This window comes from Paenibacillus sp. J31R109 (genome assembly GCF_059692055.1).
In genome coordinates this window covers 40358-66927 of record NZ_JCAUAR010000004.1, presented here as the reverse complement: position 1 = coordinate 66927, position 26570 = coordinate 40358, and the positions used below count along the sequence as shown (strand labels likewise).

At 47.7% G+C, this 26570-nt stretch carries 33 protein-coding genes and 1 other annotated feature; of the genes, 16 read left to right on the top strand and 17 right to left on the bottom strand.

All coding sequences use genetic code 11. The annotated features are described in order from the left end of the window. Positions 1-18 precede the first annotated feature (18 nt). Together AC58QT_RS13220 and AC58QT_RS13215 are read left to right on the top strand one after the other, a co-directional pair. The gene (locus AC58QT_RS13220) at positions 19-261 is read left to right on the top strand and encodes a spore germination protein (protein ID WP_310501275.1); all 243 of its coding nucleotides are present in this window, start codon (positions 19-21) and stop codon (positions 259-261) included. Between the two features lie 19 nt (positions 262-280). After that, complete coding sequence (locus tag AC58QT_RS13215; protein ID WP_310501274.1) at positions 281-541, top strand: hypothetical protein; 261 nt, start codon at positions 281-283, stop codon at positions 539-541. Between the two features lie 20 nt (positions 542-561). Here the strand turns inward: AC58QT_RS13215 and AC58QT_RS13210 are convergent, their stop codons facing one another. From AC58QT_RS13210 to AC58QT_RS13175, 8 genes are all read right to left on the bottom strand, one after another. Next, on the bottom strand, positions 562-918 hold the full coding sequence (locus tag AC58QT_RS13210) for a hypothetical protein (protein WP_497409372.1): 357 nt from the start codon (positions 916-918) through the stop codon (positions 562-564). A 16-nt stretch (positions 919-934) separates the two neighbouring features. Next, complete coding sequence (locus AC58QT_RS13205) at positions 935-1432, bottom strand: hypothetical protein (protein ID WP_497409371.1); 498 nt, start codon at positions 1430-1432, stop codon at positions 935-937. Between the two features lie 8 nt (positions 1433-1440). Then, complete coding sequence (locus tag AC58QT_RS13200) at positions 1441-1659, bottom strand: hypothetical protein (protein WP_497409370.1); 219 nt, start codon at positions 1657-1659, stop codon at positions 1441-1443. Positions 1660-1803: 144 nt separating this feature from the next. Beyond that, positions 1804-2247, bottom strand: coding sequence for an Hsp20/alpha crystallin family protein (locus AC58QT_RS13195; protein ID WP_310501270.1), 444 nt, complete (start codon positions 2245-2247; stop codon positions 1804-1806). Positions 2248-2359: 112 nt separating this feature from the next. Beyond that, positions 2360-2650 carry an alpha/beta-type small acid-soluble spore protein gene (locus tag AC58QT_RS13190; protein ID WP_497409369.1) on the bottom strand — a complete coding sequence of 97 codons (291 nt, stop codon included), beginning with the start codon at positions 2648-2650 and terminating at the stop codon, positions 2360-2362. A 13-nt stretch (positions 2651-2663) separates the two neighbouring features. Next, positions 2664-3116 carry a GtrA family protein gene (locus AC58QT_RS13185; protein ID WP_497409368.1) on the bottom strand — a complete coding sequence of 151 codons (453 nt, stop codon included), beginning with the start codon at positions 3114-3116 and terminating at the stop codon, positions 2664-2666. A 4-nt stretch (positions 3117-3120) separates the two neighbouring features. Further along, positions 3121-4128, bottom strand: coding sequence for a glycosyltransferase family 2 protein (locus tag AC58QT_RS13180; protein ID WP_310501267.1), 1008 nt, complete (start codon positions 4126-4128; stop codon positions 3121-3123). A 145-nt stretch (positions 4129-4273) separates the two neighbouring features. Continuing rightward, positions 4274-4375 carry a YjcZ family sporulation protein gene (locus AC58QT_RS13175; protein WP_310501266.1) on the bottom strand — a complete coding sequence of 34 codons (102 nt, stop codon included), beginning with the start codon at positions 4373-4375 and terminating at the stop codon, positions 4274-4276. Positions 4376-4546: 171 nt separating this feature from the next. Here AC58QT_RS13175 and AC58QT_RS13170 point away from each other — a divergent pair, with 171 nt between their 5' ends. Beyond that, complete coding sequence (locus AC58QT_RS13170; protein WP_497409367.1) at positions 4547-5392, top strand: AraC family transcriptional regulator; 846 nt, start codon at positions 4547-4549, stop codon at positions 5390-5392. Here the strand turns inward: AC58QT_RS13170 and AC58QT_RS13165 are convergent. Further along, entirely contained in the window at positions 5355-5960 is a 606-nt protein-coding gene (locus tag AC58QT_RS13165) for a DUF2087 domain-containing protein (RefSeq protein WP_497409366.1), read from the bottom strand. The two genes, AC58QT_RS13170 and AC58QT_RS13165, sit on opposite strands and share 38 nt — an antisense overlap. A gap of 146 nt (positions 5961-6106) precedes the next feature. On the opposite strand from AC58QT_RS13165, the gene AC58QT_RS13160 reads away from it, so the two are divergent. Together AC58QT_RS13160 and AC58QT_RS13155 are read left to right on the top strand one after the other, a co-directional pair. Further along, the gene (locus tag AC58QT_RS13160; RefSeq protein WP_497409365.1) at positions 6107-6745 is read left to right on the top strand and encodes a futalosine hydrolase; all 639 of its coding nucleotides are present in this window, start codon (positions 6107-6109) and stop codon (positions 6743-6745) included. 1 nt (position 6746) lies between these two features. Next, a complete protein-coding gene (locus AC58QT_RS13155; RefSeq protein WP_497409364.1) occupies positions 6747-7589 on the top strand; it encodes a 1,4-dihydroxy-6-naphtoate synthase in 843 nt (280 codons plus the stop codon). A 65-nt stretch (positions 7590-7654) separates the two neighbouring features. Here the strand turns inward: AC58QT_RS13155 and AC58QT_RS13150 are convergent, their stop codons facing one another. The 3 genes from AC58QT_RS13150 to AC58QT_RS13140 all read right to left on the bottom strand — a co-directional run bounded on the left by AC58QT_RS13150 (position 7655) and on the right by AC58QT_RS13140 (position 10810). Next, on the bottom strand, positions 7655-8611 hold the full coding sequence (locus AC58QT_RS13150) for a D-2-hydroxyacid dehydrogenase (protein ID WP_497409363.1): 957 nt from the start codon (positions 8609-8611) through the stop codon (positions 7655-7657). A gap of 62 nt (positions 8612-8673) precedes the next feature. Then, on the bottom strand, positions 8674-9684 hold the full coding sequence (locus tag AC58QT_RS13145) for an RluA family pseudouridine synthase (protein ID WP_497409362.1): 1011 nt from the start codon (positions 9682-9684) through the stop codon (positions 8674-8676). Between the two features lie 100 nt (positions 9685-9784). Next, positions 9785-10810: a LacI family DNA-binding transcriptional regulator gene (locus tag AC58QT_RS13140; RefSeq protein WP_497409361.1), complete on the bottom strand. Its 1026-nt coding sequence runs from the start codon at positions 10808-10810 to the stop codon at positions 9785-9787. A gap of 156 nt (positions 10811-10966) precedes the next feature. Here AC58QT_RS13140 and AC58QT_RS13135 point away from each other — a divergent pair, with 156 nt between their 5' ends. From AC58QT_RS13135 to AC58QT_RS13115, 5 genes are all read left to right on the top strand, one after another. Beyond that, the gene (locus AC58QT_RS13135) at positions 10967-12310 is read left to right on the top strand and encodes an FAD-dependent oxidoreductase (RefSeq protein WP_497365959.1); all 1344 of its coding nucleotides are present in this window, start codon (positions 10967-10969) and stop codon (positions 12308-12310) included. 176 nt (positions 12311-12486) lie between these two features. Continuing rightward, complete coding sequence (locus AC58QT_RS13130) at positions 12487-12711, top strand: hypothetical protein (protein WP_310501258.1); 225 nt, start codon at positions 12487-12489, stop codon at positions 12709-12711. A gap of 149 nt (positions 12712-12860) precedes the next feature. Further along, positions 12861-14624, top strand: coding sequence for a B12-binding domain-containing radical SAM protein (locus AC58QT_RS13125; protein WP_497409360.1), 1764 nt, complete (start codon positions 12861-12863; stop codon positions 14622-14624). Between the two features lie 122 nt (positions 14625-14746). Next, the gene (locus tag AC58QT_RS13120) at positions 14747-15172 is read left to right on the top strand and encodes a pyridoxamine 5'-phosphate oxidase family protein (RefSeq protein WP_497409359.1); all 426 of its coding nucleotides are present in this window, start codon (positions 14747-14749) and stop codon (positions 15170-15172) included. A gap of 152 nt (positions 15173-15324) precedes the next feature. Continuing rightward, the gene (locus AC58QT_RS13115; protein ID WP_497409358.1) at positions 15325-16827 is read left to right on the top strand and encodes an IMP dehydrogenase; all 1503 of its coding nucleotides are present in this window, start codon (positions 15325-15327) and stop codon (positions 16825-16827) included. A gap of 83 nt (positions 16828-16910) precedes the next feature. Here AC58QT_RS13115 and AC58QT_RS13110 read toward each other — a convergent pair whose 3' ends face one another. The 3 genes from AC58QT_RS13110 to mnmL form a co-directional block, all read right to left on the bottom strand. Then, positions 16911-17876, bottom strand: coding sequence for a type I phosphomannose isomerase catalytic subunit (locus tag AC58QT_RS13110; protein WP_497409357.1), 966 nt, complete (start codon positions 17874-17876; stop codon positions 16911-16913). Between the two features lie 72 nt (positions 17877-17948). Then, complete coding sequence (gene mnmM, locus AC58QT_RS13105; protein WP_497409356.1) at positions 17949-18521, bottom strand: tRNA 5-(aminomethyl)-2-thiouridylate-methyltransferase MnmM; 573 nt, start codon at positions 18519-18521, stop codon at positions 17949-17951. 320 nt (positions 18522-18841) lie between these two features. Next, on the bottom strand, positions 18842-19798 hold the full coding sequence (mnmL, locus tag AC58QT_RS13100) for a tRNA modification radical SAM protein MnmL/YtqA (RefSeq protein ID WP_310501252.1): 957 nt from the start codon (positions 19796-19798) through the stop codon (positions 18842-18844). Positions 19799-19994: 196 nt separating this feature from the next. Between mnmL and AC58QT_RS13095 the strand changes: the two genes are divergently transcribed. Further along, on the top strand, positions 19995-20621 hold the full coding sequence (locus tag AC58QT_RS13095) for a WGxxGxxG family protein (protein WP_497409355.1): 627 nt from the start codon (positions 19995-19997) through the stop codon (positions 20619-20621). Between the two features lie 154 nt (positions 20622-20775). Continuing rightward, positions 20776-21540, top strand: coding sequence for a tRNA (guanosine(46)-N7)-methyltransferase TrmB (trmB, locus tag AC58QT_RS13090; RefSeq protein WP_497409354.1), 765 nt, complete (start codon positions 20776-20778; stop codon positions 21538-21540). 56 nt (positions 21541-21596) lie between these two features. On the opposite strand, the gene AC58QT_RS13085 is transcribed toward trmB, so the two are convergent. Both AC58QT_RS13085 and AC58QT_RS13080 read right to left on the bottom strand, forming a co-directional pair. Beyond that, positions 21597-22727, bottom strand: a complete 1131-nt coding sequence (locus tag AC58QT_RS13085) for an MGDG synthase family glycosyltransferase (RefSeq protein WP_497409353.1) — start codon at positions 22725-22727, stop codon at positions 21597-21599. Positions 22728-22730: 3 nt separating this feature from the next. Next, the gene (locus tag AC58QT_RS13080) at positions 22731-23261 is read right to left on the bottom strand and encodes a phosphatase PAP2 family protein (protein ID WP_497409352.1); all 531 of its coding nucleotides are present in this window, start codon (positions 23259-23261) and stop codon (positions 22731-22733) included. A gap of 687 nt (positions 23262-23948) precedes the next feature. Between AC58QT_RS13080 and AC58QT_RS13075 the strand changes: the two genes are divergently transcribed. The 4 genes from AC58QT_RS13075 to rplT all read left to right on the top strand — a co-directional run bounded on the left by AC58QT_RS13075 (position 23949) and on the right by rplT (position 26562). After that, on the top strand, positions 23949-25184 hold the full coding sequence (locus AC58QT_RS13075; RefSeq protein ID WP_497409351.1) for a glycosyltransferase family 2 protein: 1236 nt from the start codon (positions 23949-23951) through the stop codon (positions 25182-25184). Between the two features lie 29 nt (positions 25185-25213). After that, positions 25214-25358, top strand: a sequence feature (ribosomal protein L20 leader region). 52 nt (positions 25359-25410) lie between these two features. Continuing rightward, positions 25411-25911 carry a translation initiation factor IF-3 gene (infC, locus tag AC58QT_RS13070; protein ID WP_056609101.1) on the top strand — a complete coding sequence of 167 codons (501 nt, stop codon included), beginning with the start codon at positions 25411-25413 and terminating at the stop codon, positions 25909-25911. Between the two features lie 31 nt (positions 25912-25942). Next, entirely contained in the window at positions 25943-26146 is a 204-nt protein-coding gene (rpmI, locus tag AC58QT_RS13065; protein ID WP_068666422.1) for a 50S ribosomal protein L35, read from the top strand. 56 nt (positions 26147-26202) lie between these two features. Continuing rightward, entirely contained in the window at positions 26203-26562 is a 360-nt protein-coding gene (gene rplT, locus AC58QT_RS13060; RefSeq protein WP_028553998.1) for a 50S ribosomal protein L20, read from the top strand. Positions 26563-26570: the final 8 nt, after the last annotated feature.

Here is a 26570-nt window from a genome sequence, read left to right as displayed (position 1 = left end):
GGACAGGGAGTGAGCAGCATGCCGAGTTCCATCGTGTTTAACATGATTAATATTAATAACCAGAATACGAATGCCACGATTGGGATTGGAGAGAATGCCCAATCCAGTTGGGATTCCCATAGCAAAAACAATTACGGCAATGGTGAATTCATCGGTAATTCAGTCGCCTGCAACTTCGTCAATACCATCTTTGATAATGACTTTATCGATGCACCAATTAATGATCAGGACTTTAAACCAGCCATAACGAATCAAGCTTAGGGAAGGGTGGTAGTACGCCATGATGAATCTGCCTGGCCCCCTAGATCCACCTTTGATTCAATTTGATTCGATTCATGTCAATTCAATAACCGATGGTTCTGGTATATTCATTGGCACGAATGCACAGGTGAACTGGTCAACGAGTGGTAAAAACAATAGCGGCCTTGGTGAAGTGAGCGGCGAACATAATATAGTATGGAACAATGTGAATACGGTTTACGATAACGATATCATTGATGCGCCTTATACCAAAGGTGATTTGATCATTGGTCGTGTTTGAAAAAAAGCTCCGCGACAGCCTTATTCGGCCGTTGGCGGAGCTTTCGTCGTTGCTTCTGCCGGAGCCGCAGTAGCAGCCGCGGTGTTGGTGGTAAAGCCTGAAGCCTGTGCTTGAACAGTTATCATTTCCTGCAGCCACTCCGGTGTTTCATTATCACCGACATTGAGCATGTCGAGGAAATCGGAATCGTTCAGCATCGAACGGGTACCCACCAATTGGTTATGATCGCCTTCGACAGCGCCGAAGCCTTGAACCGTTTTTTGATTGCTCTGAAAATCAGTAGGCCAGTTATTTCCCATATTGATGCAGGATGCACTTTCGACGGATCCAATACGAATTGAACCGATGATAAAAGTTGGAGACATGAACGACGACATGGTAATCACCTCATCTTTACACTTTAGACTGGGGAGGGGTATAGCGGTAGCCCGTCGAGGTTCGCTCGGGTCCAGAACCCTCTTGCGCGGAAGATGCATGCGATACAGCGTCAGTGGATCGCTCTGATTTGGATTCTCTAGTTACTTGTGTACGTTGGATAGCTTTATCGACCGTATCATCATGCGATTTCCCATTCGGCTTGGCACCGAAATTGTTTCCTAAATTCAATGAACCACTCAATTCCTTAATATCGAGATGGTCGAGTCGAAAAGTCAAATTTTCAAGAACAGGCTGGTGGACGTGAAGGTTATCGATATGTATGCGTGGGTGTTTGGTGGAGAGGTCAGCTAGCTGATCTTCAAGCTTCCGCAGCCGTTGTTCCAAGAGATGGATGGTTTGGGCATGCACGGATGACGACGGTAGAGCTTCTGCTCTCGTAGGGAGTGGTGTTTTGGGTGTGGCAGCAGATGGGGCTGATGATGGCGGCGAAGCTTTCTTTTTTTGAAACCACATAGGTCAGATCAGCTCTTTCGTGAAATCGGTATAACATCAAACTTATCATTATCGAGGACCGTATGTTTCCCGCCTATCACCACAGTATGCTCACCACTTATTTCGCCTAATCCTTGATTACTTTTCGCAGAATGCCTTCTGCCACTGATCCGATTACTGCCTTTATTTACACTGGAATTCTCTGATATGTCATCGATATGAATGGATTTAAATTGGATCCGAACCATCGTTATTCCCTCCAAATCCTCTAATTCAGCGTCTCCTTTCCATGTATATGGGGACAAACGCAGAATCATTTCTCTTTTTGCAAAAACAAAAAGATCACCGTGCACGCCAAGAAGGGGCGTCGGTAATCTTGATCAATCGTTGTCTCACGTAAATTGTATCGGGATGACCTTCTCGCCATCGGGTGGAGCAAGTGGAATACGAATAATGAGCAATCCATTATGATATTGCGCTCGCATCCCATCGGTCAAAGCCCTGCCAGGCAAGCGGATCGCGCGCTCAAAGGTACCGAAATAACGCTCGGACAGCCGCATCTGCTCATCGCTGACCTGATAAGGCCGAACGAGCATGCCTCGAATCAAGAGTGATTGGTCACGAAAAGATAGCTGGATGTTCTCAGGGGACGACAATCCGGGTACCTCCGCAACGACAACGAGCTCTTGTGATGTCTCATACATATCAATTCTAGGTCCGGTTAGTGGAATAATACTGGCAATATCCTGCCAGAAATCAGGACCAAGTACATCGCCAGCTTGCGCCGACAGTCCCTTCCAATCGGGCTTTGACGAACGATTGCCTGGAGGATTCATCTGCCATCATCACCTGACTTCACCATTAAAAGTAGAGCCGCGAGCAGCTCGCTACTAGTTTATGTGCAAACGCGGCAGATTATGGCTGACTTCTAGACTTCGGACATGTGGACTACTGCCGCGGCCGCTGATTAGCAAGCTGCTGCTGGGCCATGCGCACAAGCTCACGGACCATTGCACCACCGATGGGGCCTCCTACTCTGCCGGCATCTTCTGAGCTCAGCTGCCCGTTGTAGCCTTGCTGCAAGGGAACACCTAGTGTGCGTGCAACTTCATACTTCACAAGATCAGGCCGTTCTGGATTCACGGCGTATCCTTGATCTTTCATAACTTGGGCTTTCAGAAGCCCTAAGCCATGTTCGGATCCGGGTACCATAGCCCGGTTTCTTCTTCTTCGTGACATCGTCTATCACCTCTTAGGTGTTAGGATGCCCTGTCCTTTTCGGATCATGAGTACGAAAAGTGAAATATTTATGCCCGAGATAATTGCCAATCGTGTACAATCCATTGCCTACGAGTATGGCGCCATTATGGAGCCAGCCTGTATGGACAGTCGTCAGATAGGCTCCTAGCACATCGGCAAGCAGCCAGCTGACTCCGTAAGAGAATCCGTAACAGACGAGAATAACAATGCCAAACTTCCACCAACTGCTGCCGACACTGGTATTTGAGCGAAACGTAAACGTGCGGTTGAGCAGATAACTTACCACAGCGCCGATCGTATTGCCGCCAAATGTCGATATCCAATAATTGAGATCCAATAAGTTAAAAAGCACAAAACTGATAGACAAGCCTACCAGCGTATTGAACACACCGACGAGTAAGAAACGAGCGAAGCTGCCTGTTAAGAATGGTTTCAAGGAAGTCATCTAATTACCGCCTTGAAGAAGCAGGTTGAACCGATGAATTCGCGGTTTCGTCAGCCAGTGTATGCTCCCTTAGTTCCTTTTCGATAACAAATAGGGGACGCTGCTTCACTTCTTTATATATTTTACCTATGTATTCACCAATCAAGCCGATCGCAAGGAGCTGCACACCACCGATGAACCAGACGGATAGAATAAGCGAAGTCCAACCCGTTACGTTTGCACCTAGTAGTTTGCCTACAATCGCATAAATAGCAGCAACCACGCTAAGTGCGAAAAGCATAAAGCCCATCACGGTAACCAAACGGATCGGAGTTACGCTGAATGAGGTAATGCCATCGAAGGCAAAAGCGAGCATTTTGCGCAGCGGATATTTGGATTCACCAGCAAATCGTTCTTTTCGGTCATAATAGACCTGTGTGGAGGGAAATCCTAGCAGAGGGACTAGGCCGCGAAGGAATAAGTTAACCTCTTGGAATTTTTCCAAATTATCAAGCGTGCGTTTGCTCATTAAGCGGAAGTCCGCGTGATTGTAATGTATTTTCACACCTAAGGATGTCATGAGTTTATAGAAGCCTTGAGCGGTAGCTCGTTTAAACAAAGTATCTGCGGAGCGATCTTGACGAATACCGTAGACAATGTCATAGCCCTCGTGGAATTTCTTGATAAATTCACGGATGACCGATGTATCATCTTGGAGATCCGCATCGATGGAAACGACGCAGTCGGAGTACTCTTTCGCTTGGAGAAGCCCGGCAAGTAAAGCACTTTGATGACCGGCATTTTTGGCGAGCTTAAGCCCCGTTATGAACGAATTAGCAAGATGAAATCGCTCAATCAACGACCAAGTTGCATCTTTGCTGCCATCATCGACAAACAAAACCGTACTATTGGGGGCAATCAATTGATCCGTAATCAGGGAATCTAAGACCTCACTAAGTTGGAAAACGGTTTCCGGGAGCACTTCTTCTTCGTTATAGCAAGGGACCACGATGGTCAAAATCGGTTTAGACACAGTACTCGTCTCCGTCCTGAATAGAGAATAGATGCAAATCATAGCTTAAGGTTTAATTATAGCTAAAAGGACAATAAAAAGTAAGCGGCCGGAACGGAAATCATCGTCCCAGCCGCTCATGCTTATCTATTTTACCAAATCAATTTTACCAACCAAATCCAAATGTAGCTAGAACGATAACTAAGAGGACGTATAGAACGAGGACTACAGCAGTGCTTGATCCGCCAGCAGGGTAACCACAACTCATGTCAATCCCTCCCTTCACAAGATTACTATATGTGATCTGACTAGAGGGTGCATGGATGAATGCCCTGCATGCGGAGAAATAATTGGGCAACGTGTCCATTTTATGGGACTAGATCGGAGAGTTCACACTGGTAGTATCCTGCAACATGAAAGAAAGGAGGTAATCAAACACATGCTTTACGAGGAACGTCAACCGGATGAGACATTGGCGCGATATGTGAAATGTTATTGGTATTTGGAACGAGATTACAGTGCAGTGGAAGAAGGAGAAACCTTGTGGCCAGATGGCTGCCAAGAGTTGATTTTTCACTTTGGAGCTGAGTATTCCGTAGGTGGTCAGGTTCTGCCGAGTGCTTTTTTTATCGGTACGCTTTCCCAGTATCATCCGCTTACAGCGGAGGGTCCGATTCGTTTATTCGGAGTTCGGCTGCTGCCATGGGGGTTGCGAGCTTTCAAAGAGATGGATCATCGCACGTTGATTGACAAGTTTCTTCCGCTCGCAGCGATATTTCCTGAACACGAATATGAGCTTGCCGAGCTAATTGGGCAACTGGCAGAGGCTGAATTGGACAAGGGAGTTGCGCTATTGACGGCTTATTTGTACCGTCATTTCCAACCAGAAACCAAGCATACCGCTATGATTAATATCTTGTCCAAGCTTTATCGAACACCAATGGAGCAGGATGTTCCTATCAGTGTAGCTGAGAGCGGCTACTCCCAGCGGCACTTTGAGCGCATTTGTGCAGAGCTAGTCGGCATGTCGCCTAAGCGGTTAAATGCCGTGTCACGTTTTAATCTCGCTCGTCTTCAAATCTTCTTCAATCCGACGGTGGATATCGCTAGTTGTATGGGGCAGTTCGGCTACCATGATTATGCACATTTTTCCAAAGAGTTTAAAAGATGCTTGGGGATTACCCCCAAGGAATATAAAAAGTGGCTTTTGCGTCTTAGGGAGAGCGGGGAGGGGAGTGAACCCCCACCTACGACAAGGTTTCCCACTTTGCCCACATTTCCCTAGGGTTCAACTCATAGATTTCTTTTTCGCGGAACATGAACTGGTGCATAATGAACTCGCGGCGCAGGGTTGCAAAATCCGGATGATAATTTTTTAGTAGCTCATTTAATTCTTTCTCGGTATAGGAACGGCCTTTCTCTAGCCCCGTAACCATATGTTCGAGAACAATTAATTTCTTCTTAAGCTGAGAAGGAATGTGTTTGAGCTTTCCATCTAACGTGAAAAAATTCCGTATAACGGACTGTTTCAAATTTGAGTTTTTATCCGCGATTTCCATGGATGCGGGCATCTCCTTTTTATTTTTGAAAATAAGATCAGCGGTCGCTTGACCGTGACTGCGGATGAACGCGTCATTCAAGGTGAAATAGATCGTATTTTTGTCGCGACGTTCATGAATCAGGTTGGCTTCGCGAAGTTTGGCAGCGTGATGGGTGACGGTTGCTGGGCTTACGCCTAACTTCTCAGAAAGTGTTAGCCCGTTAGATTCCCCGTCCGCAAGCAAAATGAGCATTCGTATACGAGTCGCATCGGATAGTGCCTTATGGTAGGTGATGATTTTATCCAGTTGCATACCTGGCAGCTCCTCACATTAATTTAATGTATATCTAATTAGATAATATTTAAATTAGATAAGTATGTCAAGCATGAAAGTTTCCTTCTGGGCGAGCCTCATGTAAAATACGAAGATAGACGTCAAAGTTTAAAGGGGAAAAAGTAATGATGCGAATACTTGTGATGACAGCAGTCGCTGCTGAACGAGATGCCATACAACGGGGTCTTGGACAGGATAGCCGATTTGAATATGCATTAGCTGGCGTGGGCATTGCCGCGGCAGCGGTCAATGGTGCCCTCGAGCTTGCCAAAGCTGACTATGACCTCGTGATTATCGCCGGTATCGCCGGCGGTTTCGCAGGTCAAGCAGAAGTAGGCTCGCTGGTGATCGCGAGCGAGATCATCGCCGCTGATCTCGGCGTTGAGCTGCTGGACGGCTTCAGCAGCTTGAACGAGCTGGGCTTCGGCTCAACGCGGATCAGCGTTGCTTCCGAAGCCGAGCGCGTGACGGCGGCGCTGCAAGCCGCCGGCTTGAAGGCGCAAGCGGCGCCGGTGCTGACGGTGGCAACGGCCACCGGAACAGCGGCAACCGCCGCTGCGCTGGCGGCGCGCGTGCCTGGCGCTGCCGCCGAAGCCATGGAAGGCTTCGGCATTGCGACAGCAGCGCAGCAGCGCGGCGTGCCTGTGTTGGAGATCCGCGCGATCTCCAACGCGGTGGGGCCGCGAGACCGAGACGCCTGGCGGATCGGTGCGGCCTTACAAGCTTTAGAATCAGCAGGTTCAGTCATAGCGGAGGTGCTTTAAAATGAAAATAGCGTTCTCACCTTGTCCCAACGATACCTTTGTTTTCCATGCCTGGGCACATGGCTTAATTCCAGGTGCCCCAGAGCTCGATGTCCTCTACGCAGACATCGATATTACGAACCGTCTGGCTGCCGAAGGTACGGGCCCAGACGTGCTCAAGATCTCCTACGCAGCACTCCCGTGGGTGCTGCAGGACTACGCCCTGCTGCCCTGCGGCGGCGCCTTGGGCAGAGGCTGCGGCCCGCTTGTGCTGATGCAGCCAAGCGCTGGACAAACACCAGACCCGGCAGCACTTAGCGGCCGCCGAGTCGCTGTGCCAAGCGAGCGCTCGACTGCGTACTTACTGTTCCGCCTATGGGCCGAACAGAATGTACCTGGCGGCGTAGGCGAAATCGTGGTCATGCCGTTCCACGAGATCATGCCCGCCGTGCGGGACGGCCTCATCGATGCCGGCCTTGTTATTCATGAAGCGCGATTTACGTACCCGTCGTTCGGGTTAGCGCTTCTCACCGATTTGGGCAGCTGGTGGGAGTCCGACACCGGGCTGCCGATCCCGCTGGGCGCCATCATTGCTCGGCGCACGATGGATGTGGAGGCGCTCGCGGGCTGGGCTCGCGCCTCCGTTGAATACGCGTGGGCGCATCCGGAAGCTTCGCGCGACTACGTCATGCAGCACGCGCAGGAGATGGACCCACAGGTCGCGCAACAGCACATTGACCTGTACGTCAATGAGTTCACCGCTGATCTGGGTGATAGCGGTTATGGCGCTGTTTTGACCTTGCTTCAGCGTGCCGCTGAGGCAGGTCTTGTGCCGCAGATGGATTATGCGGCTTTATTGAAATAACCCAAAAAAGCTGTCTTCCCCGTAGATAACATCTACTCGGGAGACAGCTTTTTTACTACCTAACGCTACCCAATCACATTCACAGGCGTGCCCTGTGCAAAACTCCGCGCATTATTGCCTGCAACAGCCATCAATCTAGCTCTGGCTTCCTTCGTTGCCCAAGCAATATGCGGCGTAATAATCACATTCTGCGCATGCAGCAAGGGATTATCTGGCTTTGGTGGTTCCACCGTCAAGACATCTAGCCCAGCACCAGCGAGGCGACCTTCATTCAAAGCTTGGGCGACATCGGCTTCATGAAGGAGGCCGCCTCTAGCGGTATTAATTAGAATAGCGGATGACTTCATCAAAGCGATTCGATCTGCATTGATCAACTCATTCGTTGCTGGGGTAAGTGGACAATGCAAGCTGATCACATCAGCGCGCTGTAGCAACTCTTCAAGCGATACCCACTCGATGCCTTCGACAAGCTGAGGAACACTTCGTCCGCTGCCTGTAGCAACGACCTTCATCCCCATAGCCCTAGCGATAAGTGCCGTTTGTTTGCCGATCTGACCAAGTCCGATTAGCCCCATCGTTTGACCGCTTAACTCTACTAGCGGGGATTTGCTGTAACTGAAATCGATCGATCTAGCCCAGTCACCTTGAAGCACACTGTCGCTATGGCGCTGAATACGATGGCAGAACTCCAAAACCAAGGCGAAAACCAATTGAGCAACCGAATTCGTGCTGTAAGCTGGCACATTTGTTACGAGAATGCCGTTCATTTTCGCCGCTTGGATATCTACAATATTGTAGCCAGTTGCCAACACACCAATATATTTTAAATGAGGCAGCTGCTCCAACGTTTGTGCAGAGAGAGGAGTCTTATTCGTCAGCACCATATCTGCGTTAGCTGCACGTTCGACGATTTGGTTTTCTGCTGTGCGATCATAGACAACGAGCTCCCCAAGCGCCTCGAACTCACTCCAAGTTAAGTCTCCTGGATTTAATGCGTATCCATCAAGTACCACAATGTTCATCCCCGTACACCCTCTCCATGTTTTAGGCCATCTGTTTCGCTTATCCTCAAGGCGTCAAGGCGTTATTTTTTTACACCTGGCTCTTTAAAAGGGTTCAAAAACACCTTCGGAATATGCGTCTCAAAACGCATTAACTGTCCTGTTGTCGGGTGCAGAAAGGCTAGCACACGCGCATGCAGACCGAGTCGATTGATCTCCTTCGATTTAGAACCATACTTTTTATCCCCAGCAACGGGATGCCCGATATCCTGCATATGCACGCGAATTTGGTTTTTACGGCCCGTCTCCAAGTTCACCTCAAGCAAGGAAAAGCTTTTGTTCGCTTGCAGCGTTTTGTAATGCGTGACCGCATGTTGACCATCGTTCGGGTATGGGGTGGAGAACATTTTGAGTGATTTCGCGTGCTCTTTGAGCCATGAAGAAATCGTGCCCTCTGGCTTACGCACCATGCCTTCCACTAATGCGACATACGTCCGCTCCTTGACACTTTCTTGCCAAGTGTTTTGCAAATGCTGCTGTGCCTGTTCGTTTTTGGCAAACATCATTACGCCGGATGTGTCTCGATCTAGACGATGAACGACAAAAATCCGTGACTTCGGATCATGATTCCGCACATGCGCCGTAAGCTGGCGATAGGCCGTAATTTGATTCTCCTGTGTATCCGTTGCAATGGATAGAAGGCCAGCATCCTTTTGAATCACAATAACATCGTTATCTTCGTGTAAAATCGTCATGCCAGCCAGCGGAATATCCTCCACGACTTTATCCTTATTGATCGTGACCGTCATTTCCGGTTGCAAAGGGTAATTATAAGCCGTGACCGCTTTGCCATTGACAGCGACTTGTCCACGAGCGAGAATCGCTTTGACCGCATTTCGACCTAGACTCGATAGCTTTTCTAATAAAAAGGTCAGAAGCTCAGCAGGCTCCTTCACCGTATACTGGCGAGTACTCGATTCCTGACTACTCTTACCTGTACCCGCTTGAATGGAATGGCTTTGCGCTTTATGCGTACCCAATTTGGGTCTGTGACCCCCGGTGGATTTTGGACGCGAACCTTGTTTTTTTTGCATATTAAAATACCTCCTAGTACGATGGCTTACCTTCCGGTCAGTTCATTCGACATCCAATATACCACGTTCGTAAAAGCAAATGAAATGGCTGACGCGAACGCTACAGCTTTTGAATCGTGCTTCCCATGAAAAAATCTCCCTGCAGCCGCACATGTTCAAAAGGTAAATGCGGATTCGCAATCCGCCATAGCATGCGATCTGCTGCACGATAGCCAGCCTCACGAATCGGCAGTTGCGGGCGAGAACAGAGCGGCAGCGTGTCGATCTGTTCATTCAACAGCGCAACCAGCGAGCATTGCTGCGGCACATTTACGCCTAATCGGCGAAGTGTGTGATACACGGGCGCAGCTTCTTCATCAATACCGCAAATGACAGCCGTAGGTTGATGCAGCTGATATTTCCGCTCAAAATCGTGCAGCCACCCCTCCGAACCATCTCGCTCTATCGCGTGATCGGCAGGATCTACGTTGACCCCAGCTTCTTTCATCGCTTCTGTGAAAGCCTGCCAACGGATAACGAATCCGCGTTGATCTTTCGTGTCACCTACATAAAGGATGTTTCGGTGGCCCATGCGCACCAGCCTTCGAACCGCCTGATAAACAGCCTCATACACATCCCAAATGACACTATCCACCTTCGACTCCGGTGGCGGGAAATTCAGCAGAATCCGGGGGATTTGTAGTTCCAGCAGCTTTTGTTCCAAGAGATCAAAGTTCATTCGTGGTGCGATAAAGACCCCTTCTGCATACAGTAAACCTTGCTCCTCAGCCCAATCATTGAATTGCGATGGTTTCAGTTTAGGTGGTATGAGAAGTGGTTGGACCGTGTGCCCGAATTCCATGAAGCGTTCATGCAAGCCTTGCAGCAGCAAGCGATTAAAGTTTAATGATTGTTTGTTTTGGACGAGTACGAACCTGCGCTGTACAACGGGATACGGTGAGATGAGATCTTGTTGAAGCGTTACTTTTTGGTCTTTGGTCATATAGCCAAGCTCGCGCGCGAGTTTGAAAACTTCACTTCGTGTCTGCTCTGACATACCAGGTAGACCTCGCAGCGCTTTGGATACCGTTTGAATCGTTAAGCCTAGCTGATCGGCCAAATCGTAGAGCGTAATTCGTTTGCGCATTCGTCTGAGATGTCTCCTTTTCTGATACCTTCTGTATCTCTAATTTTAAACTAATTTGATACTAAAAAGAAGGTTAATTTTAAACTACACTAGGAGAGAAGCAAGACATAGAAGCATTCGGCAAACCAAACAATGAACCTAAGGGAGCGAAGTCAGATGATTAAACAGATAGAAGCAGATGTGGTAGTTGTAGGAGGAGGACCAGCAGGGGTTAATGCAGCCATTGCAGCAGGTCGAAGCGGGGCCAAGACTGTTCTAATTGAGAAATACGGTTTCATTGGCGGGATGTCCACCGCAGCACTGGTATATCCTTGGATGACGTTTCATACAACGGATGGCAAGCAAGTCATTGCGGGTCTCGCGCAAGAAATTATTGACCGCCTGATGGCGATGAATGCATCCCCAGGACATCTTCGGGATACCGTTGGATTCGTGAATACCATTACACCTTATCACCCTGAAATATATAAGGTTCTTGCCGTTGATATGCTTAAAGAAGCGGGTGTTAAGCTGCTCTTCCATAGCTTTGTCGATCATGTGGAAACCGTGGACAATCGCATTCAATCTGTGCAGCTGACGTCCAAATCCGGCCGAATTGATGTAAGAGGCAAAGTGTTTATTGATACAACAGGAGACGCTGATCTCGCGTATCTGTCAGGTGCTCCGTGCCTAAAGGGGCGTGACGGGGATAAAGCGACACAGCCAATGACGATGAAATTCAGAATGCGCGGTGTGAATCTGCCTGCCGTGAAACAATACATGATCGATCACCCGGATGAGTTTTATAAAAAGACGCCTTTCTCTGAGCTCGCTGATCTCCCTCTGTCTGGTGTGCTAGGCTATTTCAAGCATTGGAAGGAAGCGAATCTGCCGATCAATCGCGATCAAGTCCTGTTCTTCACGGGTCCGGAGGACGACGAAGTACTGGTCAATACTACGCGTGTGCAAGGGCTGGATGGCACCAATGTCGAAGACTTGACGGAAGCCGAAGAGCTTGGCCGAAAGCAAGTGCTGATGGTCGCTGAGTTCATGCGAAATAACCTGCCTGGCTTTGAAAAAGCCTCCATTTCCAACGTTGGCGCACAAATTGGTATTCGCGAAACGCGCCGTATTGATGGTCAATATGCGCTGCAAGTGGATGATGTCGTGCAAGGTCGTCATTTTGATGACGTTATCGCACGCAGCGGGTACCCGATTGATATTCACGATCCATCGGGCAAAGGTGTAACCGCAGCATGGGTCAAAGGGGACGGCGCCTACGATATCCCTTACCGCTGCCTGCTGCCGCAAAAAATCGAGAACCTGCTCACCGCAGGTCGCTGTATCTCCACCACACATGAAGCGCTCGCGACGACGCGCCTAACGCCAAGCTGCATGGCTACAGGCCAAGCTGCAGGTTCCGCAGCAGGGCTCGCTGTGAAGCATGGCGTGCTGCCAGCAGAGATTAACGTTGCCGAACTGCAGGCCGTCCTTGAGAAGGATGGGGCTTTGTTGAAGTAGATATAACTTGTGTACCCCCAGTGTCGTGTTTGATGCTGGGGGTTTTTGATGTGTGTTTGTAGGAGGCCGCCGTCCCATCTTCCCTATCCTCCCCAACCCAACTCCCCCCACCGAATACACCTCCACAAATCAGGGAACACTAGCACACATAGCTTACGTGTGAGAGGCGGTTTCTTATGCTTTTATACCAATTAACGCAATGGTTCGAAGAACGCAGCACCCTGCAACAATCGCTGCAACGTGAACCGGCAGAATCAGCCGATGCCATCCATCAGAAAATTCAGGAAGTCGAACAACAGTTGTACGCTCACGCCGAACGTTGGAAAAATGCCATCGAAGAAGCCTCCTACTTGCAATTCCCCTATGAAGCCCCACATTTGGACGACGATATGGTCCTCTAAGAACGCTTTATTTGTCGGAACGACTGTCCCCATTTGCTCAAAACACTGCACAAGTCGTCCCGCATGGGAGGGCTTTCCTTTGTATTTCCGTCGTTTTCGTGTAGAATTAAAAGGCACGATAACCCAGAATAGAACGAGGTTTTTTTCATATGAAGGTACTTGTATCCACACTGAACGCCAAATTCATTCATACCTCCTTGGCTTTGCGCTATCTGAAGGCGTTTTGCGAGAAGGATTTTGATGTTGAAATATCTGAATATACAATCAAAGATCCCGTCATGAACGTCGTCTCCGACATCTATCAGAAAGCGCCAGACGTACTAGGATTTTCCTGTTACATATGGAACATCGAAGAGACGATCAACATTATCAAAATGATTAAAAAGATCAGACCCGAACTTATCATCGTCCTCGGTGGACCCGAGGTTTCTTACGATACGGACTACTGGATGGAGCGCATTCCGGAGGTTGATTTCATCGTGATGGGCGAAGGGGAAGAAACGTTCCATCAACTGCTCACCGAAATTTCAACGACGCGTAAATACCATTTCGTCTATGGTGTTGCCTACCGCAAGGAACAAGAAGTGATTTTGATGCCGGGTAGACCGAAACTGAAGCTAGATGATATCCCGTCGCCGCATCGGTTCAAGGAAGATCTTCCTAGCCTAGCCAATCGTGTCGTCTATTTCGAGACGAGCCGTGGCTGCCCGTTCTCCTGTCAATTCTGCTTATCGAGTATCGAGGTAGGCGTGCGGTATTTTGATATGGAGCGGACGAAGGCAGATCTGCTGTACCTGATTGATTCGGGCGCCAAGTTGATCAAATTCGTGGATCGTACGTTTAACATCAAGCGGGACTATGCGATGGAAATCTTCGAATTCCTCATCCAGAATCACCGCGGCACCGTGTTCCAATTCGAGATTACGGCGGATATCATGCGGCCAGAGGTTTTAGACTACCTAGCTGAAAATGCCCCGCCAGGCACGTTCCGTTTCGAGATCGGTGTGCAATCGACGAACGACACGACGAATGACCTCGTGCAGCGGAGGCAGAACTTCTTCAAACTGAGCCGCACCGTGTCTAAGGTAAAAAATAGCCTCAAAATCGATCAGCATCTTGATCTCATCGCAGGTCTGCCGGAAGAGGATTACAACTCGTTCCGTAAGACGTTTAATGATGTATTTGAGCTAGGACCGGAAGAACTGCAACTCGGTTTCCTCAAAATGCTGCGGGGCACAGGCATGCGTAACGATGCCCATAAATATGGCTATATTTATATGGACCACGCGCCTTATGAGATTCTCGGCAACGACATCCTACCTTTCACCGACTTGATTCGAATCAAGCGTGTGGAGGATGTGCTCGAGAAATATTGGAACGCCCACCGGATGGATCATACGGTGAAGCACTTGATCGCCAAAGAGTTCGCTTCGGCGTTCGACTTCTTCCAAGAATTCGGCGACTTCTGGGAAGGCCGCGGTTGGCAGAAGATCGGGCATCAGCTCGAGGATCTGTTCACTCGTTTGCACGAGTTCCTGCTGCATCGCGGGACGAACAACATGCACATCATCGAAGGCCTGATGAAGCTTGATTACTTCCTCGGCCATAAATATAAGCCGCGCAAAATCTGGTGGGACTTCACCTTGGAGAAGTCCGAACAGAATGCGTACCTCAAGCTGCTGGCAGAGCAGCCTGAGCTCGCAAGCGGAGACTTCGCCAGTCTCCGCATCAATGAAAAAGACCTCCACAAGCATGCGATGCTTGAGGTGTTGCCGTTTGCTTTGCAGACGTATCTGCAAAGCGGCGAACTCGACGAAAGCAGCAAGGAGCTGCTTGTCGTTCATTTCCCGCCGGACGCGCAGAAGCCGGCGTCCTACTATACGATGCCGTTGCAGCAGCTGGCAACGATCTAACTTCAAGTCCCTCTTGCGCCTAGCGCGAGAGGGATTTTTTTCGCATAAACCGATTGAACACGCGCCCATCTGGGTAATATAGGGTAGTTGAAGAAGATTGAAAACTGAAAGGAGAGCTAGCTATGATCGAAACCAAAAACGCACAACTCGAAGAGCAAATCATCCAAGTGCTGAACGCCAATCAAGTGTGCTCCTTTGCGACAATTGACGGTAACAAGCCAAAGGTGCGCTATATGGCTTTGTTTCATGAAGGATTAGAGATTTATTTAACGACGAGCAAAAAAACAGATAAGGTGGAAGAACTTCAGGAAAACCCTCATGTGCATATTCTTGTGGGCTATGATGGCAAATCAACGCCGCATATTTTGCAAATTCAGGCAACAGCGACGATTTCTTCGGACAATGCGCTTCGGGAGAAGCTATGGAAAGACGAAATGAAAAAATGGTTTGACGGACCGCATGATCCTGACTATGTCGTGATGGACGTGTCCCCGTACTATATGGAATATTCGAGTCATGGCTCTGAGCCGCAGATTTGGAAGAAATAGCATTGATTCGCAGCCTACTGAACATTTCCCTAAAAAATCCATTGACCACAGGTAAGGTTCAGTGATAAGATTATAAAAATTTACCTATGGATCAATTTAAGGAGAGTATTTGAGCTACGCTCAAAAATCCCTATACTAGGAGGAAGTGTAAAGTGGCTACGTATTATATGGAACCATCGCGTACGTTTAGTGAATTTCTGTTGATTCCTAACCTGACGACGAAGGCATGTACACCGGCGAATGTAAAGTTGAAGACCCCGCTAGTTAAGTTTAATAAAGGTGAGGAACCTGCAATCTCACTGAATATCCCGTTTTCTTCTGCTGTCATGCAAGCCGTATCCGATGATGGAATGGCTATTGCATTGGCGCGTAGTGGCGGGATTTCGTTCATTTTCGGCTCTCAGTCGATTGAAGAACAAGCTCAGATGGTGCGCAAGGTAAAAGGGTACAAGGCTGGCTTCGTTGTAAGCCGCTCCAACTTGACGCCTGAACATTCACTTAGTGATGTGTTGGCATTGAAAGAAGAGACAGGCCATTCGACAGTTGCGATTACCGATGATGGGACAGCGAACGGAAAATTGCTCGGGATCGTAACAGGTCGTGACTACCGTAAGAGCCGCGACTCGCAAGATCGTAAAATTTCGGAGTTCATGACACCTTTTGAGAAGTTAATTTATGGCAAGTCAGGGATTACGTTGTCCGAAGCGAACAATCTGATCTGGGATCACAAGCTGAACTGCTTGCCGATTGTGGATGAGAACGGGCAACTCGACACGCTCGTTTTCCGTAAGGATTACGATGAGCACAAAGAAAACCCGATGGAACTTCTAGATAAGAATAAGAGCTATATTGTCGGCGCCGGGATCAACACGAAGGATTATACAGAGCGAGTTCCTGCGCTAGTTGAAGCGGGCGTAGATATTCTTGTTATCGATTCTTCGGACGGTTACAGCGAATGGCAGCATGAGACTGTGCAATATGTGAAGCAGAATTTTGATGTCAAAATCGGCGCAGGTAACGTCGTTGACCGTGAGGGCTTCCGCTACCTTGTAGAGTCAGGCGCTGACTTTATTAAAGTAGGAATCGGCGGCGGGTCCATCTGTATTACGCGGGAACAAAAAGGAATTGGCCGCGGCCAAGCTTCCTCTGTAATGGAGGTTGTTGAAGCGAGAGACGAGTACTTCAGAGAAACAGGGATCTATGTTCCGATCTGTTCCGATGGTGGTATCGTACACGACTACCATGTGACTCTTGCTTTGGCGATGGGTGCTGACTTCGTTATGTTGGGTAGATATTTTGCACGTTTCGATGAGAGTCCAACTCGCAAGCTGAAAGTAGGCAACAATTTCGTGAAGGAATATTGGGGCGAAGGTTCCAATCGTGCACGTAACTGGCAACGTTACGACACTGGCGGCAAGAGCAAGCTTCTATTCGAAGAAGGCGTAGATTCCTACGTTCCTTATGCGGGAAGTCTGCAAGAAAACTTGGACAAGACATTGGGTAAAATTAAGTCCACCATGTGCAATTGTGGTTCCTTGACGCTGGATGAATTGAAGCAAAATGCAAGAATCGCGCTCGTATCCGCAACATCACTCGTTGAAGGCGGAGCACACGACGTAATCCTGAAAGAAAGCAGCCTGACGGAAGAACACTAACACCGATAAATAAAAGCTCTCTGACAGTGCCCGTCAACCGCGGCTGCTATCAGAGAGCTTTTTTCATTACTTACAGATATCTATTATGGCAAATAACTGCGAATTACCGTCATTTTGCCCTCAAGTGAGTAGCTGCCCAAATCAGCAGGAAGTAAGAAACAGTCCCCTGGCTTCGTCGCGATTTGACCGTCTGCCCATTGCAGCGTTCCGTTACCTTCTGCGATCACAAGGATTACGAAGCTTTCTGGCGTCGTTGTGAGTTCCCATTGCGGACCTACCAGACCTTTTTCCACCGTGAAAAAAGGAGATGAAGCGAGCGTCAACCATGTGCCGGCTTCCGTCAAATCTGTCTTCATGCGTGTGGAGCCTGAACCTTCATACGCGATGACATTGAGGGAATCCTCGATGTGAAGTTCACGCATTTTGCCATCCAAGCCTGGACGGTTGTAATCATACAAGCGGTACGTTGTATCCGAGTTTTGCTGAATTTCAGCTACGAGCACACCTGCACCTAACGCGTGAACCGTTCCAGCCGGTATGTAGAAGGAATCTCCAGCTTCGACAGGAACTTCTTGCAAGCAATCCATAATGCGGTTCTCCGCAATTGCTTCTGCAAGGCTCTCCCGCGTTACCCCTTCTTTCATGCCATATATAATTTTGGCGCCTGGTTTCGCATCGAGAATGTACCACATTTCAGTTTTGCCAAGTTCACCAGCCGCAAGGTTTTCGTAGTGATCATTTGGATGGACTTGTACAGACAGATCGTCTTCACAATCTAGCAATTTAATTAGGAGTGGAAAACGGCCGTTTTTCTCAGAAAATCCTTTGGTGCCGAAAAGCGTTTTGCCGTATTTCTCACGAATTTCGTCCAGACCTAAGCCAGCTAATTCGCCATTGATGACTTTCGTAGTTCCGTTCGGGTGATCGCCGATCATCCAGCCTTCACCGATTGCGCCTTCCGGCAGCTCAAAGCCGAAGCGTTCGAGGGTTCTGCCTCCCCAAACACGTTCTTTCATTTCAGGTTGAAATTGTAACGGGTATGATTTCAAAACAATCCCTACTTTCCCCTAGTCTATTCTATCATTCTGTCATTTATACCACTCTAGCATTATATCATGTGGCTATCTTTTTTCTAGAGCCAAGAGATACGGCGCGGAGGCGCTGCGATTGGCAAATTGATACCGCAGCACTTGAAACGCTGCGAGCGGCAGTTGAGAAGCCCAGCGCTCGACCGCTGCGGCTTCTTCGGACCCGCCATCGTGGCCGCTGTACAGCACGATGGTCACGATCCCGCCTTTGCGCAGCAGGCGGAGGGCGGCTTCGAGAGCAGGTATCGTCGATGCCTGCTCGGTGATGATGGCGGAATCGGCTCCCGGCAGGTAGCCGAGATTGAAGGTGACCGCGGCGACCTTGCCGTGGCGGTCTTGCGGCACCGCCGCTTCCATGAGCGCATGGCTGCATAAGCTCATGTGCACTTGGGCGTCTGGCTGCTCCTTCGCCAAACGTTCACCGGTTTGATCCAGCGCGGCCTGCTGGATATCGAAGCCGTAGACGCTGCCGCGGGGTCCTACGAGCTTCGCCATGAACAAGGCGTCCACGCCAGTGCCGAGCGTGGCATCTATAACGGTATCACCAGCCTGGACGCGTTGTCCAATTAGCTGGTGTACATAACTCAGAACTGAAACGAATCCCATGTGTGTAGTGCCTCCGATTTTCATTTGTAACTACGCGGCAGCGGAATGTCACGCAATAAGACCCTTTTCGGGCCTTATTCGCATCCCCGAGCGAGTGGAACGCGGCTTTAACGCCCCAAAAGGGCGCTAAAGCTCCCGCTTTCGCTAACAGCAGCGGTACTGCTGCGAAATAAGTCCCTTTTCGGGCCTTATTGGCTTGCCCGAGCGAGTGAAACGCGGATTTAACGCCCCAAAAGGTCGCTAAAGCTCCTCGCTGTAGCTCACTATAAAAACAGAGCATCCCAGTTCCCTTACATCAGGACGGGATGCTCTGTGCTCTATCAAACTTTCCCAGCCCAATACTTTCCTTGCCACGTATTTCGTTCCGTAAGCAATTTATCAAAAGCGTTCAACACTTCCCACTTCTTCAAACTCCACATCGGTCCGATTAAGAGATCCCGCGGGGCATCCCCTGTGAGGCGATGAACGATCATTTCAGGGGGCAAAATTTCAAGTGTATCGACGATCAACTTGACGTATTCATCTTTCTCCAGGAACTGCAGCAAGCCAGCTTCGTATTGCTTCACCATTGGGGTTTTGCGCATGAGATGAAGCAAATGGATTTTGATGCCTTGTACATCCATTTGAGCAACAGCTCGTCCAGTATCCAGCATCATGTCATGGGTTTCCCCAGGCAAGCCATAAATAATATGCGCACACACACGGATATTATGTTTGCGCAGTTTGGCTACTGCATCTAGATAACATTGGGTATCATGGGCTCGATTAATGAGTACGGATGTGGATTCATGAACCGTTTGTAGACCCATCTCAATCCATAAATAGGTGCGTTGATTCAATTCTGCCAAATATTCAATCACATCATCCGGCAGGCAATCCGGCCGCGTTGCAATGGACAAGCCTACGACACCAGGCTGTTTTAAAATCTCTTCATAATACTCTCGCAACTCTTCAACAGGCGCATAAGTATTCGTATAGGCTTGAAAATAGCCGATATAGTTGGCTTCAGGCCATTTTTGATGTTGCAAATCACGGATCTTATTAAACTGTGTGACGAGATCATCGCGGCGGCTTCCTGCGAAATCTCCTGATCCTCGCGCGCTACAGAAGGTGCAACCGCCTGTGGCAATCTTTCCGTCACGGTTCGGGCAAGTGAAGCCAGCATCTAGCATAACTTTGAAAACTTTACCCCCGAAGGCATCGCGCATTTCATAATTCCATGTATGGAAACGTTTATCTCCCCAAAGCTGAGGCGATTCCTGAATCGTTGTAGACATAGGACATGTATCCTTTCTTTCTGTTGCTTCTCCATAAACAGCGTTGTCGTCGTTTATTTTGTTTCACCTATATTGTAGCGAAATTTACACATGAAAGCGACCCCTGCCTTTCCAACAAGTCCCCCGATAAAACCTCTCATAAGCGAGCATTATAACCTTGCACCACAATTACAAGCTGAGAGGGGAAATGGACTACATGAAAAAGTTTCGTACGATAACTTTGGCGGTAGCACTGACGACAGCTTTAAGTATGGGGGCAGCAAGTGCTCAGGCCAAGAATGTGGATACGGGCAATGCGATCGGAAACGGATCACCAATTGGGACATTGGGGACTACGACATCAACGGGATATATGGGAAGCAATTATGATGCGACTTCACCAGGGATGGGGCTTGGTGGCGGCATTGGCTCTCAGAATTTTAGTGGGAACGGCACGAACGGGGTTTATAACGGGAATTTGACGAACACGAACACCTACAATGGCTATGGAACAACTGAAAGAGGCACAGGTGTCATGGACCATATGAATGGATATGGAACCAATCCAATCGAAAAAGGAGCTAACGCGGTTGAACGAGGTGTACAGCGCGGAGCCAATGCAGTCGAGCGGGGGGTAGACCGCAGCGCGAACATGGTCGATAGAATGAGCACGAAAAGTATAGGAACAACCCCGCCAAGCACTTATAGCACTAATTCTTATCGAGCTAATGCAACAACGGATAATAATAATAGCAGTAATTGGGGTTGGTTAGGTCTAGTTGGTCTATTGGGCTTGGCTGGATTACGAAGCAGTAATAGTAGAAGAGACGAAAGCTACAAATAAACATTTTGATCTGCTATACGCGAAGCACCTTCCATTTCGGAGGGTGTTTTCTTTCATTCTTCCATTCATCTACTAGAGGAAAGCTTTGATTTTTTCTATAGAATCGACTATGATTTGTATTCGAAAGCATGTACGTGTAGGAGGCAAATGAATAATGCGTTTACGGGGTAGAAAAGGGATTAGAGAAGATATTGAACGTCAAAAAGAACTCGTTGTATTAAATGCCAAGGATTACAAGGGCAAATGGGCCGAGTTATTCGGAAATAATAACCCAATTCATGCCGAGCTTGGTATGGGCAAAGGGCGCTTTATCAGTGAAATGAGTAAAAAGTATCCCAACATTAACTTTATCGGTGTGGATATGTATGATGAATTGATTCGGAAAGCAAGTGAGAAAGCTAAAGTTGCTCACGAGATTACAGTGGAAACGGAGGAGGATGCTGTACTAAGTATTCCTAATCTGAGATTGATGCTGTTCAATATCGAGCATATTGAGGAAGCTTTTGCAGAAGGTGAACTGGAGCGGGTTTATTTGAACTTTAGCGATCCTTGGCCAAAGAAAAAGCATGCACGCAGACGTCTAACGCATCCGGGATTTGTTGCCAAATATCAACAAATTTTGAACGCAAAAGGCGAAATTCATTTGAAAACTGATTCGCAATCCTTATTCGAATTTTCATTGAATTCCTTCGCGGATATGGGCTTAAGAATGCGCAATATTTCGTTGAATCTTCACGTAGAAGGGATCCATCCTGATCATGTGATGACCGAGTATGAAACGAAATTTGCAGGCCAAGGCATGAATATTCATCGATGTGAAGTTGTGATTGGACAAGAAGCTTTGTCCACACACCAAGAGCAGTTGAAGCAAGCCGCGGCATCTGCCCTAGCTGCGGAATCAAAAGAATCAGCCGAATAAACTGCAAAACAGACTAATCCATGTTGCCAATGTGCAACCAAGATAGTCTGTTTTTTTTATCCTAAAAGCGCGAGAATGACTTCAGATCCATCCCCCGCAGGCAGGTGACTCTTTTTATGTTGATTGGATAAGCGTTTGGCTTGCACATCTGCATAGCGGCTAACCAGCATGGACAACCAATGAGAGATTGTAGCTGCCGATTGGATGGATTCCCCAAAGCCATGTCGGGTGAAAAACTGGACGTTTTCTTCTTCTTGGCCTGGCAAAGGATCATAAAATAACATAGGAATTGACTTGGCAAGTCCTTCGGAGCACGTCATCCCGCCGGGCTTGGTAACGAGCAAGTCGGACACTTCCATTAATTTACCTATCTCTTGTGTAAATCCGAGCAAATGAATATGCGGATGTTGATACCGCGGATCAGCCGCTAGTTTGGAAATGGCTTTCTCATTATGCCCTAAGCAGAAAATAAATTGAATCTGATCTCGCCAGGCAAGCAAATGCTCACTTAAGGAATCTCCGCCGATCAAGCCCCAACCACCGCCCATGACCAATACGGTTGGCGAGGAAGAGAGCCCGAACTGTTGTCGAATCAACGTTCGATCGTGCGCTTCTCGAAAGCTGGGATGTACGGGGATTCCTGTTATTTCGACATGTGCAGCCGCGATGCCATGAACGATGAGCTTATCCTTTACATCCTCGGAAGACACCATGTATTTATTAACCTCACGGCTGATCCAGGTCCCATGTACATCGTAGTCCGTGATGACTGTGCATAGGGGAATGTGCAAGCCTGCTCTTTTTAACCGCGAAACGACAGCACTTGGAAAAGGATGCGTACATACAATGGCTTGCGGCGCCCAGTGACGAATCATAGCTGCCGTTTGTGCATAGAAAATGCGATGAAGCGCAAGCTGAGTCAGCGGATTAAGTGATTTTTGATATTGTAAACGGTATAAGCGACCATATAATTTCGGTTGTTTCGAGATTGTTTTTTTGTAAGCACTGAAAACCCAAGAAGCCAACATGGGATGGAGGAAGGATCCGAGCTCAACGACACGTGTCTCGATCGACGAACAGCGCTGTTCTAAGCTGCTGGCTAATGCGAAAGCGGCTTGTGTATGACCGGCACCAAAACCTTCGGAAAGGATGAGAACTCTTCTTTTTTGCGAGAATGGTTGTGCCATGAATTACCCCCAGAATGCGACTGTTAGTAGCGACGCCGTCGTTCCTAATAAGCAGCCTACAATACAATCGGATGGATAGTGAAGTCCCAAGTAAATCCGTGAAAGACCAACGAAACCTGCAAGCGGGATCAGGATGAGTCCTAGCATGGGTATGGCATATACGAAAGGAACAATAACAGAGAAGATAGCCGTGGTATGTCCAGAGGGAAAGGAATGATCGGTTAGAGGATTTCTATGGGTTATGGCTTGTGGATGAACAAGATAAGGACGTAGCCTAGGGTATTTTTTTTTCATAATCGCAACGGGAATATGACTGGCTGTCAAAGCAATCAGCGCTTGAAGACCCGCTATACGCAACGAACCTTGACCAAAACATGCCAAGCAGAGCGAGACCATAATAGCAGCTGTGGCACCGCCTAAATGTGTGATTCTCGTAAAAAAATGATCGAGGAAATGATGTTGAATTCGTTGGTTAACGAAGTGAAATAGACGTGTTTCATGATGTTGCAGCCAAAGGACAACTTTACTATTCATGCGCAACCGCCTCCTTCTCATTTGAATTTCTCTCTATCTCTATTGTACGAAGGATTTATTCGAGGAAGATTAACGGACTGATAAATATTCCTGCGTAGAATTTAATGTTGCACTAATCTGGCGTTAACATTTCTATGCTAGGATGACAAATAGCTTAGGGCCCGAGTCGGCACATTTTCTGCAGGATGTCTAGTAATTGTTCCCTTTATTTGGAGCGGTTATCCCGCTTGAGTTATGCATGATTTGTCCTTCTTGTGAACGACGGACTCTTTTGGACTTTGATATACGAATGTTGTTATGGTGGAAATGGCTATCCATTAACAGGTTATTTAAGCAAAAGTTGTCAGCGTTCTGTTGATTGACTTATAATAATGACGTTGCCACTTAGAAAAGCTAGTGTTCGTCTAAATGGTGAACTTTTGGTACACAATAAATGAAAAACGATGAAAACAAGACATTTTTGACCTGATTTCAAGCGCATGCTCTATTCCGTGTGTGCAAACCTCCTAAATTTCAAAGAACTGACGCTTTTTCGTAGTTTGCAGACTTTGACAAACAGGGGGAAAGAGAGGAAAATCTAAAACGATTGTTTCACGTTTAGATTGTTAACATGAATGACCTGTACATAAAAGCACTAAGCATACAAAAAGATAGCTGACGTGCACAAAAAAAGGGGGACTTTGCTTCATGCTAGACAAGATTATGCTTTCCGTTCAGGTCTTTTTGGCTTTGATCGGTGCGTATCAGTTGTTTTTAACGTTTTTTGGTTGGTATCGTCCCAAGAACAAAAAGATGTTTGCTCCGCAGAAATCGTTTGCTGTATTGGTTGCCGCCCATAATGAGGAACAAGTTGTTGGGGCCTTGATTGAGAATCTGAAGACCTTGGATTATCCGAGAGAGATGTATGACATCTTCGTGATTTGCGACAACTGTACGGATAACACGGCTGACATTGCTAGGCACCACGGGGTGTATGCGATGGAACGCCACAACCCGAACCTGAGAGGGAAAGGGTATGCAATTGAATGGATGCTCAAAGAGTTATGGAAACGCGAGCGCCAGTATGATGGCATCGTAATGTTCGACGCGGATAACCTAGTGAGTCCGGATTATCTAACTCACATGAATAATGATCTTTGTTCAGGTTCCCGCGTGATCCAAGCTTATCTAGATACGAAGAATCCGAATGATTCATGGATTACAGGTTCGTTTGCAATCTCGTTCTTCTATGCGAACCGTTTTGTCCAAACGCCGCGTTCCAATCTAGGGCTTGCCAATTACCTTGGCGGGACGGGCATGTGCTTCGACTCCGCTTTATTAAAGCAAGTTGGCTGGCGGGCAACAAGCTTGGTTGAGGATCTTGAATTCTCCATGATGTGTGTGCAAATGGGGATTAAACCTACGTATAACTACGATACGCGTGTCTATGATGAAAAACCGCTAACGTTCAGTGCTTCTGCAAAGCAGCGTCTGCGTTGGATGCAAGGTCACTTTGAAGTGGCGAAGCGTTTCTTCTTCCCATTGCTATGGCAAGGCATTAAGACGGGTAGCTGGGTGAAAATTGACGCGGCGATCTATTCGGCGAATGTATACAACTTCTTCTTCGGTGCCATTCTAACGGTTATGTTGTGGATTCAATCGATGACTGATCATGGAACTGCTAACTCAGCGTTGGTTCATGTGAACCCTGTGCTGATCAATTCAATCAGCTTGGCGATCTATGTGCTGCTTCCGATGGCGATGTTGATTGAAAAGGCAAACAAGAAGACTTACAAGTACTTGCTGCTTTACCCGATTTTCATGCTGTCTTGGTGGCCAATTACGTTCTATGCGTTCTTCACGCAAAACAACAAACAATGGAGCCACACAGAACATACGCGTGTCATTCGATTGGATGAAATGAAAAGTAAACAAGTGAGTTGACTTTTCTAGAATGAGATGATATTATATTTCGAGTAAAGCAGAAGCGCCCGCTTCTCACCTGACTAACGTAACGTTGGCTGGTCTGAATGAATCATCATGTACATTCAATAGGTTTGTTATAGACCTGTTATTGATGAAGATGTGGGCCCACTGTGCCCGCATCTTTTTTATATTTGGAAGAGAGTTACATACTTTATGGAGGTGGAACACAATTAGCAAAGACCATATGATTAATGACGAGATTCGTGTGAAGGAAGTACGCCTTATCGGGGCTGACGGAGAACAACTTGGTATTACACCAATTCGCGAAGCTCTTCAAATTGCACTTGACGCGAACCTTGATTTAGTAAACGTTGCACCGACGGCGAAGCCGCCTGTCTGCCGCATTATGGATTACGGCAAGTTCCGTTATGAAACGCAAAAGAAAGAAAAAGAAGCTCGTAAGAACCAGAAGATTGTGGATATCAAAGAGATTCGCCTAAGCGCGACGATCGATGAACATGACTTCCAAACGAAGCTTCGCAACGCAGTTAAGTTTCTTGGCGAAGGCGATAAAGTGAAAGCCAGCGTCCGTTTCCGTGGTCGTGAAATTGCGCACTCGGAGATTGGTCGCAAAGTGCTTGAGCGCCTTGCTACAGAAACTGCTGAAATCTCCTCGCAGGAGCGTGCTCCTAAGCTTGAGGGAAGAAGCATGATCATGATCTTAACGCCAAAAGCGACAACTTAGGCGAGTATACTAAATTAGGAGGAACAACAACATGCCGAAAATGAAAACACACAGCAGCCTGAAAGGCCGTTTCAAAATCACTGGCACAGGCAAAGTGATGAGATACAAACAAGGTAAGAACCACTTGCTTTCTGGTAAATCATCCAAGCAAAAACGCGTATTGTCCACGAACCCAGTAATGGCTCCTGGCGATGTACGTCGTCTGCAACAACAATTGTCCCTTATCAAAGGTTAATCGTTACTTAGCTTAAACACGGAACATCATTTATATATCCCAGGAGGTAGTTCACAATGGCAAGAGTCAAGGGCGGATTTATTCGCGCTCACCGTCGTAAGAAAATTTTGAAATTAGCAAAAGGTTATTTCGGTTCCAAACACCGTTTATTTAAAACAGCTAAAGAGCAAGTAATGAAGTCATTGGTATATGCATACCGTGACCGTCGTCAAACAAAACGTAACTTCCGTAGACTTTGGATTACTCGTATCAATGCAGGCGCTCGTCAAAATGGCTTGAGCTACAGCAAATTGATGCACGGTTTGAAATTGGCTGGTATCGAAGTTAACCGTAAAATCTTGGCTGACCTAGCTGTGAATGATTCCAAAGCGTTCAACGATTTGGCAACAGCTGCAAAAGCGAAAGTAAACGCGTAAGCGATAAG